11 protein-coding genes are annotated in these 12,068 nt (G+C 56.9%); 7 read left to right on the forward strand and 4 right to left on the reverse strand.

Features of this window, described 5'->3' with window-relative positions; translation table 11 throughout:
- A complete protein-coding gene (gcvH, locus tag H8274_RS04770) occupies nucleotides 1-381 on the reverse strand; it encodes a glycine cleavage system protein GcvH (RefSeq protein WP_185933977.1) in 381 nt (126 codons plus the stop codon).
- 5 nt (nucleotides 382-386) lie between these two features.
- On the reverse strand, nucleotides 387-1,817 hold the full coding sequence (locus H8274_RS04775; RefSeq protein WP_244924529.1) for an aminomethyl transferase family protein: 1,431 nt from the start codon (nucleotides 1,815-1,817) through the stop codon (nucleotides 387-389).
- Between the two features lie 303 nt (nucleotides 1,818-2,120).
- Here H8274_RS04775 and H8274_RS04780 point away from each other — a divergent pair, with 303 nt between their 5' ends.
- The 3 genes from H8274_RS04780 (at nucleotide 2,121) to H8274_RS04790 (ending at nucleotide 4,878) form a co-directional block, all read left to right on the forward strand.
- A complete protein-coding gene (locus tag H8274_RS04780; protein ID WP_049619395.1) occupies nucleotides 2,121-2,963 on the forward strand; it encodes an HAD-IIB family hydrolase in 843 nt (280 codons plus the stop codon).
- Between the two features lie 103 nt (nucleotides 2,964-3,066).
- Nucleotides 3,067-4,419: an NAD(P)/FAD-dependent oxidoreductase gene (locus H8274_RS04785; RefSeq protein WP_185933978.1), complete on the forward strand. Its 1,353-nt coding sequence runs from the start codon at nucleotides 3,067-3,069 to the stop codon at nucleotides 4,417-4,419.
- A gap of 279 nt (nucleotides 4,420-4,698) precedes the next feature.
- Nucleotides 4,699-4,878 (forward strand): hypothetical protein, encoded by a 180-nt coding sequence (locus H8274_RS04790; RefSeq protein ID WP_049619397.1) that lies wholly within the window; start codon nucleotides 4,699-4,701, stop codon nucleotides 4,876-4,878.
- 83 nt (nucleotides 4,879-4,961) lie between these two features.
- Here H8274_RS04790 and H8274_RS04795 read toward each other — a convergent pair whose 3' ends face one another.
- Nucleotides 4,962-5,624 (reverse strand): metal-dependent transcriptional regulator, encoded by a 663-nt coding sequence (locus H8274_RS04795; protein ID WP_065415404.1) that lies wholly within the window; start codon nucleotides 5,622-5,624, stop codon nucleotides 4,962-4,964.
- Between the two features lie 255 nt (nucleotides 5,625-5,879).
- Here H8274_RS04795 and H8274_RS04800 point away from each other — a divergent pair, with 255 nt between their 5' ends.
- The gene (locus H8274_RS04800) at nucleotides 5,880-6,401 is read left to right on the forward strand and encodes a hypothetical protein (protein WP_065415403.1); all 522 of its coding nucleotides are present in this window, start codon (nucleotides 5,880-5,882) and stop codon (nucleotides 6,399-6,401) included.
- Nucleotides 6,398-7,216 carry an HAD-IIB family hydrolase gene (locus H8274_RS04805; RefSeq protein WP_231583100.1) on the forward strand — a complete coding sequence of 273 codons (819 nt, stop codon included), beginning with the start codon at nucleotides 6,398-6,400 and terminating at the stop codon, nucleotides 7,214-7,216. The genes H8274_RS04800 and H8274_RS04805 overlap by 4 nt, the downstream gene beginning before the upstream one ends.
- A 232-nt stretch (nucleotides 7,217-7,448) precedes the next feature.
- Here the strand turns inward: H8274_RS04805 and H8274_RS04810 are convergent, their stop codons facing one another.
- Nucleotides 7,449-7,889, reverse strand: coding sequence for an HIT family protein (locus tag H8274_RS04810; protein ID WP_049619558.1), 441 nt, complete (start codon nucleotides 7,887-7,889; stop codon nucleotides 7,449-7,451).
- A 132-nt stretch (nucleotides 7,890-8,021) separates the two neighbouring features.
- Between H8274_RS04810 and H8274_RS04815 the strand changes: the two genes are divergently transcribed.
- Nucleotides 8,022-10,952 (forward strand): leucine--tRNA ligase, encoded by a 2,931-nt coding sequence (locus H8274_RS04815; protein ID WP_074663493.1) that lies wholly within the window; start codon nucleotides 8,022-8,024, stop codon nucleotides 10,950-10,952.
- An 11-nt stretch (nucleotides 10,953-10,963) separates the two neighbouring features.
- Nucleotides 10,964-11,929, forward strand: a complete 966-nt coding sequence (locus H8274_RS04820; protein WP_185933979.1) for an aldose 1-epimerase — start codon at nucleotides 10,964-10,966, stop codon at nucleotides 11,927-11,929.
- Nucleotides 11,930-12,068 lie beyond the last annotated feature (139 nt).

Raw genomic sequence — 12,068 nt, forward strand, 5'->3', positions numbered from 1 at the left:
TTAGTTACCTCCAATAAGCAGGTGGCGGTATTCTTCGGCGCTAAGTAGTTCAGTTTCCTCCGCAGAAACCGTGATCTTGTAGAGCCAACCGTCGGTATAAGGCGCGGAATTTACGAGCGAGGGGTTTTCCAACGCCGCCTCATTAATTTCCGTAACGTCACCGGTTAGTGGGGAAATCAGATCGGAAACCGACTTGGTAGATTCAATTTCCCCGGCCGCTTCACCTGCCGTGAGTTCATCGCCAATATCTGGCAAATCCAGAAAAACAATATCGCCGAGTTCAGCGGTGGCGTGCGCGGTAATACCAACCGTGGCGATCTCACCCTCCAACGAAACCCATTCATGATCTGCGGTGTACTGAAGATTTTCGGGAATTTCCATGATGTTTACTTTCTCTTGTAGAAGGGAAGAGTGGTAACGGTAAAAGCAAATCGTTTACCTCGAATATCCACACTGATTTCGGTACCTTCGCCAGCAAAAGCCGGATCTATATATGCCATGGCAATCGGATACCCCAGGATAGGGGATAGAACGCCTGAGGTGATATGCCCTATGTTACGGTCTGCGGCAAAGACTTCGTAGCCCGCTCGTGCCGCGCGCCGCCCTTCGCCGCGCAAACCCACCAAGACGGGGAGCGTGGGAGCCTTTGTTTGTGCTTCCCCGGCCGCCAGAGCGGCAAGTGTTCCCGGATAGTCAGTTGGGGGAGTAGCGGGCGGCGTTGTACCCGGTGCCGTGCCTGCAGCTGTACCCGGCGCGTTACCTGTAGCAGTAGCTACCCCGGAACTTTTATCTACCCCGGCACTTTCCGGTGCGGTAGCGGGGTTTTCAGTGCCGACGACGAGGCGCCCCAAGCCCGCCTGAGCCGGGAATATATCGGGGCCAAGCTCGTGGCCATACAGGGGCATTCCCGCTTCTAAACGCAAAGAATCACGTGCGCCAAAACCGGCTCGTAATAAGCCGCGCGGCTCGCCAGCGGCAATTAGCGCATCCCAGACCGTGCCAATATCTGCGGCCGGCGCCATGATTTCGAAACCGTCCTCCCCGGTATAACCCGTGCGGGAAAGGAAACAAGAAATACCGGCAAGAGAGACTTCTTGCCAAGAGTAATACCGCATTTCGGACAGCGGGATGTGCGGGGCAAATCCGGAGGTAGCAGCGAGGATTTCCGCCGCGAGCGGGCCCTGCAAAGCCAGCAGACCGCTTTGGTCCGAAAGATCAGTGATCGTAACTTCCGGAAAACTGGGATGTGTGGTTGGCGCTTCTGCCGTATCTGCTGTCTCGTTTGCCGCCGTGGTATTTGCGCCGGCGCCCCCTGCGGTAGCTGCGGTAGTACCGGCAGTAACGCCGTCCCGATTGTTGGCAGTATTATTGGCAGCACCGCTAGCTGTAGCACTGCCTTGCCCGGCGCGTTCCCGCAAAGCTTGCAAAACGGCCGCGCGGTTTGCCGCATTCGGGATGAGGAGGAAAGCATCGGCGGCGAGGCGGAAAACGATTAGGTCATCAATTATGCCGCCGTGTGCATTGAGCACGAAAGTGTATTTGGCGCGGCCCGGCCGGGTTTTAGTGAAGTTACCGGCCAGTGCATAGTTGAGGAAAGCTAGGGCATCCGGGCCGCGTACCTCAATTTCTCCCATATGGGAGACGTCAAAAAGGCCCGCCGCCTGGCGTACCGCTTTGTGCTCCGCCAAATCCGAAGTGAAACGGACCGGAACTTTCCAGCCGCCAAAATCCGTAAAAGTAGCGCCCGCTTCTTGATGGCGCGCATATAGCGGCGTAGTTCGAAGTTCGGCCGTACCCGTAGTTATTTCTGGCATCATCGCCCCTTACATACCGGTGTAGCTAAATATTCCCTGGTCTTTCAGGCTAGGTTACCCTTTGGTTCGCTTTGCGCCCACCCTTTCCGGCAAGTAAAACAGCGGGCGCGGCAGAATCTGGGGGCGGGCCCGGTTCGGTGGGCGTGGCCTGCCCATAGGAACCCGGTGAACCCGGTGAGCCCGGTGAGCCCTATGAACTCGATGAACCGGACGAACGTGATGAGCTCGATGAACGCACGAACCCGATGAACCCGCCGCCACGTGTTTTACTACTGAAATCCCAGTTTGCTTCGATAGGCTGGAAACGTGGCGAATCAACTGGATTACAACAAGCTTCCTTGGGAAAAGAACCCTAGCAACCTCGTTTTCGATATTGACGGTACTCTCACGGACGAACGCTCGCAGGTTTCCGAGCGTACTTTGAAAGCTTTGCGCACTGCCGCACAGGCAGGTTTTCCGCTGACTTTGGCTACTGGCCGGATGCTTTACGGCGCAACTAATGTGTTTCGCCGCGCCGGGGTGGAACACGGATGGGTCGTGGCCGGTGGAGGCGCGATCGTTTGGGACGGGGAACGTATTGTGCGCACATTCCCGCTTGGGGTGGAGCGCGCCCGCGCGGTAATTGATTTTGCCCGCCGCCAGGAACTGGTGCTCACTGCTGCAACTGCCGATGAGCTTTACGCGCAAGCTTTCAACCTGGAATTTGCCCGGTCTGCCCCGCGCGAGGTGCTGCAAAATGCCAATGAAGGCCGGCCGATTATTGAGACCGATTTGGAATCCCTAGATTTGACGCAGGTGCTGAAAATGGGACTTGCGGCGCCCGCGGCCCGGCTGGACGAATTAGCAGCAGAAATCGAGGAGCGTTTTCCGGGGTCCGTGCGCGGCCACGCCATGTTTTACGATGTACAGCCACCCGGCGTCGATAAGTGGGTAGGTATTTCCGAAGCTTTGCGGGATCGCGGATTGCTAGCGGAAGAAACTTTAGGGGTGGGAGATTCCGATAACGACGCTGCCTGGTTGGCCCAAATCGGGATGCCGATTGCGGTGGCAAATGCCAGCGCACTGGTGTCGCAGATAGCTCGCTGGCAGCTCCCTGATGTGGAAGATCCCGTCGCGCACCTAATTGACTCCTTAATCACATTTGCGTGATCGAAGTTTTCCGGTTTTACGGGCTTTATGCCGGGTCTAACGGAATTTCCCTGTTAACCTTTCAAGTTGATTGCGAGTGTGATGTTGGACTAAATTAGGACTTATGACTGATGCATTCCGTAATTCCTCATTGCCGCACGTAGTAATCGTGGGTGGCGGATTCGGTGGCATTGCGGTAGCGAAGGCGCTCCGCAAGGCTCCCGTCCGGGTAACGCTGATTGATCGCAACGCTTATCAGACCTTTAAGCCGTTGCTTTACCAGGTTGCCGCTGGCGCGCTCAACGCTGGCGATATCACGTACTACCTGCGCGCACTTGGGGCAAAGCAAAAGAATTTCCGTTTTGTTCTCGGCGAGTTCCAGAAGGTTGACACCGATAGCAAGGTGATTTATCTGGACGATAACCGGACCATGAGGTATGACTACCTCATTATGGCCACTGGCGTGGGTGCGAATTACTTCGGCACCCCGGGTGCAGAAGAACATACTTTGCCGATTTATTCGCGCGATGAAGCCATTACATTGCGCGATCGGCTCTTTGGCTTGCTCGATGGCCATGACTTCAACGAGGATGGTAAGCCATTCCGCGTAGTGGTGTGCGGCGGCGGGCCGACCGGTGTAGAAACCGCGGGCGCCATTGCCGAACTGAAGAAATACAACTTCCGCGAGCTCTTCCCGGGGATGAACACAGATGCTTTCGAGGTAACCCTCGTGGATATGGCGCCGGTAATCCTCGGGCCCTTCACCGAAGAAAGCCAAGAAGCGGCCAAGCAGGCCCTGCTCGATCGCGGTGTGAAGATTATGCTCAAGGAAGCCGTGCGGGAAGTGGAAGCTAACCGCATCAAGCTCCAGAACATGGACACCAAGGAAGAACACTGGATTGATGCCAACCTTATCGTTTGGTCTTCCGGCGTCGGCGTACCGAAGGTTGCCTCCCAGTGGGGTCTGCCGCAAGGAGCGCGCGGGCGCATCCAGGTGGATGAGAACCTGCGCGTAGAAGGTGCCGACGGCGTCTTTGCCGTTGGGGACGTAGCGGTAATCGGCGAACGCGGTTTGCCGCAGCTCGCCCAGCCGGCCAAGCAGGGCGGTACACACGTTGCCAAGGTAATCAAGAACAGCTTGCAAGGTGTAGAGACCGAACCCTTCGAATACGTGGATTTGGGCTCCATGGCCACGGTTGGGGCAGGCTTTGCAGTTGCCGAAATTACGAAGGTACCGCCGATCTCCGGCCGGATCGCCTGGTTGATCTGGAACTTTATCCATGTGGTACAGCTCCAGTCGGGCCGCGAACGGGTTGCCACCACGGCCAATTTGATTTCCAAGTACTTCCTCTTCCCAGGCAAGCACGATTTGGTTGCGGGCGATTACAACGTCTTCTCCAAACGGGCGCGCGATGGGGTACTTTCGGCTTCCCAGGATCTCGACGATGCCGCGGTAGCCGCAATTACCAAAGACTAGTTATTCCTAACTAGCAACTAGTTACTCCTAACTAAAAATGTAAATAGCGAGTACACAGCACAGTCAGTGGGCCGGTACTCAGCGCAAGCTGAGTACCGGCCCACTGCGTTGTCTTGGACGGCACTGTGCTGTCTTGGAAGTGGCGGTGTGAAGGAGAAACAAATCAGAAAGATGCCCGAAAGATAAATGTGTCGGAGGGGTAGGTGATCATAGGGATATGGCAAGCAGATGCCTCGGAAGCAGAGGCGAATAAAAGGAAGCAGGGGTGAATATAAGGATATGGAGAAGCAGAAACGAAGTGTCTCCTGGTGGGAGTTGCTCCCGGTTGATGTGCGGGAGGAAGTGATGCGGCGGGTAGGCCGGCCCGCTTCCAATGTTGATCTCATAACTGCCGGGAGAGCGGGCAATATTTGGGGGTGGTGGATCCCGTTTCGGCAGCGCACGCCAGGCGCGGGTTAGCTAAGGGTTAGCTATGGGGTAACTATGGGGTAACTATGGGGTAACTATGGGGTAGAGGTGTGTTAAATGCGGTTGGAAACGGGTTAGATTGCGGTGACAAGGATGGACTCGGCAGCAGGAAGGGAAAGAGCGAGCGGGCCACCAGGTGAGCTCATATGCATGATTCCGGTGCCACTGCCGATCGTATCCACCGTGATTACCGTGCCTACTTCAACGTCTACGGAGGAAAGATATTGGAGCAGGTTAGGGAACTGGTCGGAAACCCTTTCGATGCGGTAAGAATGCCCGGGTGCGGCGTCGGAAAGCGGAGAACCTACCGAGTTGTTTTCGGCGGTGCCATCTAACCGCGGAATTGGGTCCCCGTGCGGATCATGGCTGGGGTAACCAAGTAGGGCATCGAGTTTGCCGATGAGCTTGGGGGAGGCCGCATGTTCGAGCCGTTCAGCTTCCTCGTGGACTTCATCCCAGGTGTAGCCGAGGAAACGTACCAGGGCGGTTTCGATCACCCGGTGGCCGCGCACCAAACGGGCCGCCTCCTTTTGGCCGCGTCCGGTCAGTTCCACCGAGCCGTAGGGAGCGTGGGAAACCAAGCCCTGCCGTACGAGCCGGGTAATGCCTTCGGAAACGGTAGAAGGAGAAAGATCAAGCTTCTTCGCCAAAGCCGTGGAAGAAGGAGCCTTCCCAGTCCACTCCACAAATTTCCAGATGGCGGAAATGTAGTCTTCACTCGAAGCCGAAAGATCCATGTGTTTCCTTCCTTATTCTTGCCACCCTGCTAGTGCCTATAAACAGCCCGGGCTAGTGCCGTATATGCATTGCCTGCGCTAGTGCATATAAACACCCTCGCTGGTAGCCACATTATTATTATCAGGGTCCTGGATGTGAGGGATACTGTAGTAGCGAGATCTTTACCTCTGCAAAGGCTGATTCTTGGTATCTTGAAACATGCACATGCCCCCGGTACTGCTCCGGGAGTTTTTTAAAGGAAGAAGGATAGACCTATGAGTGAACAATTCACCGGGGATTCGAGTCAGAATTCTGCACAACCTAATCCGAATGCAGCCCAATACAAGCAAGGTTTTGAAGCCCAACAGGGATTCGAAGCCCAGCAAGGTTATGGTCAACCCCAGTCGCAACAACAATGGGCCCCTTCCGCCTATTCGGCTCCGGCTCCCGGCCAGCAGACACAATTTGGTGGCTACGGCTATCCGCAACCGGCACAACCTTCGGCTTTCAGCTTGCTCTTCTCCACTGATTTCAATCGCCGCGGCGGGAAAGCCTTCGCAAAGCTCGCCCAGACCCTTTCCCTAGTGGTAGCGGGCGCGCTGATTGTTTTTGCGCTATTTAGTTTTATTTCCGTGCTGGCGCAGGGCGGGGCATACTACACCCCGGGCGCGATGGCAATTATCGCCTCGCTCATCGGTTTCGTTTTCCGCGTCTGCTTGGCACTTCTCATCCCGGCAGTGGTGCGTCTTCTCGGTGAAGCAGCCACGAAGGGGGAAGAACCGGCAGCGCAGCAGTGACGGGACAGGTCGCGTCAATCCCTACGCCAGGGCTCTACGATCTTCTGGCTTTCGATTTAGACGATACGCTGGCCCCCTCCAAATCACCCTTGCCTACGCGTATGGGCAAGGCCCTGCGGGAACTATTGGAAGTATCCCAGGTTTGCGTGATTTCAGGCGGAAATTTCACCCAGTTTGAAACCCAACTCTTGGAAGGTTTGCAAGCTCCGGAAGAGTTGCTCGAAAAACTACACCTCATGCCTACTTGCGGCACCCGCTATGTGGTCCGCAAAAACGGGGCATGGGTGGATGTTTATGCGCGCAACTTGAGCGCGGAACAGCGCCAAGCAGCCCAAACCGTACTCGAGGCAGAAGCTAAACGGCTCGGCCTGTGGGAAAGCAATACTTGGGGAGAAATCCTTGAAGATCGAGGTTCGCAAATAACTTTCTCGGCCCTGGGCCAGCAGGCACCTTTAGAAGCCAAACGGGCCTGGGACCCAGACGGGAAGAAGAAAGAAGCGCTGCGCCAAGCCGCGGCGGCCCGGCTACCCGATCTGGAAGTACGTTCGGGCGGATCAACCTCGGTGGATATCACCAAAAAAGGTATTGATAAAGCCTACGGGATTGCCGAACTCGCAAAACAAACCGGAATTCCAATCGCGCGTATGCTCTTTATTGGAGACCGGCTTGATCCAGGCGGCAATGACTATCCAGTAACCCGGCTCGGGATTGCCACCCACGCCGTAGCCAACTGGGAAGAAACCGCCGCTTTCATCGAAGCCTATGTAAATGCCGTGCGCGGCCCGGAAAAAACCTCCGGCCCCAAATCAAAATAGCGAAACTAACCCAACGGGGGTGGTTGTACTTGGCTTTTGCCAAGCACAACCACCCCCGTTCGTCGTCGTTCCGGCACTGCATAACTTCTAAGGCCAGGCGGTGTAGCCTGTGCCAGTCCGTGCCAGTCCGTGCCAGTCCGTGCCAGGCCGGCGCCGGTCCGTGTACGCCGTGCCAGCCTGCGTCACCTGTCCCAGTGTTGCACCTACCGGCACTAGCCGCGCCAGCCGTGACTTAGCTCAGCGAGTGCATATCGGCCGGCACGAACTCGCCCCAGCCTTGCGCGATGAGCGCGGCCCGAATCTTTTCGGTATTGGCATCCAATTCGGCACCGTCTACATTCTTTTGTGCAGATTGGAAGCTAATGAGTTTTTCATCTTCGGAAGGGAAAACGTGCAAGTGCGTATGGGGTACGCCCAAGCCGGCTATTACCAGCATCGCCCGGTTTTCTTCGAAAGCCGCGATCTGTGCATTCCCAATCCGCTTCGCCACTAAGAACAGGTGCGCGGCAAGCTCATCGGGAATGTCCGTAAACTTGTCATACGGTTCGCGTGGTACCACGAGCATATGGCCGTGGTTATGCGGCTCCACATCAGCAAAAGCCACCACGGAATCATCCGCCCAGGCAAAGCGCCCCGGGATCTCCCCGGCAATAATCTTCGTGAAAATCGTCATGCCCCAATTCTAGCCAGTTCAAGGAATAACCAGCCCGAAGCCTGTGCACAGTGTGGGATGCAACGGGCAGAACAGGCAAAGCGCGTTAGAATTACGGGCAGCTACGTTAACACGTTATAGGAGTAAACAACATTGAGTGCTGAATCCGGTACGCCGTATCGTTACACGGCGGAATTGGCTAATGAAATTGAAGCCCGCTGGCAGGAACGCTGGCAGCAGGAGGGTACTTTCAACGCGGATAACCCGGTTGGAAACCTCGCCGGTGAGCACGCGCAATTACCGAAATACTACATTGCGGATATGTTCCCGTACCCATCCGGGAAAGGCCTGCACGTGGGCCACCCGCTGGGCTATATCGCCACCGACTGCGTAGCCCGCTACCAGCGCATGCAAGGCAAAAACGTGCTGTACACGATGGGCTATGACGCTTTCGGTTTGCCGGCGGAACAGTATGCGGTGCAAACCGGCCAGCATCCGCGCATCACCACGGAAGAAAACGTGGCGAATATGCGCGGCCAGTTGGCCCGCCTGGGCCTTTCCCACGATTTGCGCCGCTCTTTTTCCACTACCGATATCGATTATGTGAAGTGGACGCAGTGGATTTTCCTGCAGGTTTACAATTCTTGGTTTGATCCGGAAGCCCCGCGCCGAGATGGGCGGGGAACCGGAGCGGCCCGGCCGATTAGCGAACTGGTAGCACAGTTCGAAAAGGGTGAGAAAACTCCTGCCAATGGCCAGCCGTGGGCAAATCTTACCGCGGCAGAAAAAGAGGCCGAACTGGCCGAATACCGCTTGGCTTACGTGGCGGAAGCACCGGTTAACTGGTGCCCGGGTTTGGGTACCGTTCTCGCCAATGAAGAAGTTACCGCAGAAGGGCGTTCCGAACGCGGCAATTATCCGGTTTTCAAACGCAATCTGAAGCAGTGGATGATGCGGATTACCGCTTACGCAGACCGTCTGATTGACGATCTTGACACCATCGACTGGCCAGAAAAAGTGCGGGCCATGCAGGTGAACTGGATCGGCCGTTCCGAAGGTGCCACCGTGCGTTTCACCGTGACCGGTGGGGGTACAACGCCCGAACTTGATGTTTATACCACGCGGCCCGATACGCTTTTCGGCGCCACTTTCATGGCCGTAGCTCCCGAACATAAAGTTTTGGGTGGTACCGCGCCCGGAGCTTCCGGCGACGCCGCGGCCCTCGCCGTTCCCGATACCTGGCCGGAAGGTACACGCAGTGAATGGACGGGCGGAGCAGCCAGCCCGCGGGAAGCCGTCCGCGCCTACCGGGCTCAAGCCGCTTCCAAATCTGATACGGAACGTACTGCTGATGAGCATGAAAAGACCGGCGTATTTTCCGGTCTGTACGGCATCAACCCCGTAAATGGCGCCCAGGTGCCGATCTTCGTGGCCGATTACGTGCTTACCGGGTACGGAACGGGTGCGATTATGGCGGTGCCCGCCCACGATGATAGGGACTGGGAATTCGCGCAGAAATATAACCTCGACGTCGTTCGTACTATCGGTCCGGAAGATGATCCGTACGGCCCCGATCTGAGCGCCGGTGCTTATACCGGAGATGGTGTGGCCGTAGATTCGGAAAACGCAGAGGTTTCCCTCAACGGGCTCGGTAAGGATGCCGCAAAAGCACGCATGACGCAATGGCTTACCGAACGCGGCACTGGGAAGGCGACCGTAAACTACCGCCTGCGTGATTGGTTGTTCTCCCGGCAGCGTTACTGGGGTGAACCTTTCCCGATCGTGTGGGATGAAGAAGGGGTGCCGCACGCTTTGCCGGCCTCCCAGCTCCCGGTAGAGCTGCCGGAACTTTCCGATTATTCTCCGGTTTCCTACGATCCGGACGACGCCGATTCCCAGCCGAAGGCGCCGCTCAGCAAGGCCACAGACTGGGTCAATGTGGAACTTGACTTGGGCGATGGGCGCGGCCTGCGCAAGTATCGGCGCGAAACCAACACCATGCCGCAATGGGCTGGTTCTTGCTGGTACGAATTGCGCTACACCGATCCGGAAAACCCGGATGCTTTCGCAGATCCGGAAAACGAAAACTATTGGATGGGCCCGCGGCCGGAAAACGGAAACGTTTCCGGCGGGGTAGACCTGTACGTGGGCGGCGTCGAACACGCAGTTTTGCATTTGCTGTACGCCCGGTTCTGGCACAAGGTTCTCTACGACCTCGGCTATGTATCGTCTTCCGAACCTTTCCACAAGCTGTTCAACCAGGGTTACATCCAGGCTTATGCGTACACGGATGCGCGCGGGCAGTACGTGCCCGCCCAAGACGTAGAAGAAAAAACGGCGGCCGATGGCACCACCGAATACTTCTACCAGGGGAAGCCGGTCACCCGCGAATACGGGAAAATGGGTAAGTCCCTGAAGAATATCGTCACCCCGGAAAGCGTTTCGGATGAATACGGCACGGATACTTTCCGCGTCTACGAAATGTCGATGGGGCCGCTGGACGAATCCCGCCCGTGGGAAACTCGCGCAATTGTGGGTTCGCAACGCTTCTTGCAACGGTTGTGGCGCAATGTGGTAGACGAAACTACCGGTGAAGTCACAGTGGTGGACACCGAGCCGGATGCGCAAACCGCTAAGCTGTTGGCGCGCACGATCGCGGGCGTGACTGAAGACTATGACGCCATGCGTACCAATACCGCGATTTCTAAGCTGATCGTGCTCAATAACCACCTGACCGGGTTGCCGCAAGTGCCTCGCGCCGCCGCGGAAGCGCTGGTGCTCATGGTTTCCCCAGTGGCTCCGCATATCGCGGAAGAACTGTGGGAGAAACTCGGCCGTACCGAATCTTTGGCACGCCACCCCTTCCCGCAGGTCAGCGATGAATCTTTGCTGGAAGACGACCTCGTAACCTGCGTTATTCAAGTGCAGGGGAAGGTGCGCGCCCGGATCGAAGTCCGGCCTGATATCGCTGCCGAAGAGTTGGAAAAGTTGGCGCTTGCCGAAGATAAGGTGCAAAAGTACCTGGATGGCGAACCTCGTAAGGTCATCGTGCGTGCGCCGAACATCGTAAACGTAGTGCCTTAGGAGAGTTTATTGTGGCGCAACAGTTGACTCGAATATCCGCGGAAGAATTCGATGGGGTACCGGCTTGGCGTTTACGTTCTCCAGACGGCGCCACCGGGCTCATCGCCCGGCAGGGTGGCACTTTGCTGTCTTGGCAGCCAGAACCCGGCGTCGAAGTGATTGACGGATACACCACCGCGGCAGAACTGCAAGCAGTAGCCGGGAAACGAAGCCTGATTTCTGTTCCTTGGGTGGGGGAGATCGACGGCGGAACATACCAGTTTGGCGGTAAAACCTACCAGGTGAAACAGACCGCCAACGGGCTGCTCAGCAAGGTCGAAATGCGGCGCGTGCGGGCCGGAGATGCACTCATGCTGGCCGGCACGATCAAACCCAGCGCCGCCTACCCGTGGAAGCTGGAAGTGAGCGTGGTTTTCGCGCTCGAACAGGGCCTAGATGAACGCCGGCATCTTTCTTTGACGGTAAGCGTCAAAAACGCTTCCGGAGAAGAAGCGCCGGTAGCGATCGGGTGGTCTCCATATGTGAAGCTGCCGGAAGTAGCGGGTATTTCTAACCTTTCACTTTCGGTGCGGGCACGCACGCGGATCGCCGCCAACCCGGCCGGTGTACCGATTCCCGGTGATGCGGCTCTAACCGGAGTATCCTCCCCGGTGGTTTATGAATATATCGGCCGGGAAAAGTTGCGGGAAACATTCACCAACCTGGTTCCTAATAGCGACGGCGTAGTAGTCACTCGCATTGGAGACCCCGCTACCGGGAGTTTCCTGCAGCTCACCCAAGAACCAGCAGAATCGCCCTTCGTGGCGGTATCTACCGGGGATAGTTTGGAGCGCGACGCGCGGCAGGCTCTGGCTTTGGCCCCGCGCACGGCCATGGTCAACGCTTTCAATCGGCCAGACCAAGCCGTATTTTTGCGGCTCGGCCGCGGGGAGCGGCGATCTATGACGGCCACCCTCAGCTACAAAGCCGCCCGGTAACTACACCCGCCGAATAGATTTAGCCGTCCGGTAGTAAGAACTGCCGGGCGGCTAGAACTACCGGCGGCTAGAACCACCGGCGGCTACTACGGCCAGGCAGTTCTTACTTACTACGGCCAGGTAGTTCCTACTTACTATG

The organism is Actinobaculum suis, from assembly GCF_900618115.1.
GTDB classification, from domain to species: Bacteria; Actinomycetota; Actinomycetes; order Actinomycetales; family Actinomycetaceae; genus Actinobaculum; species Actinobaculum suis.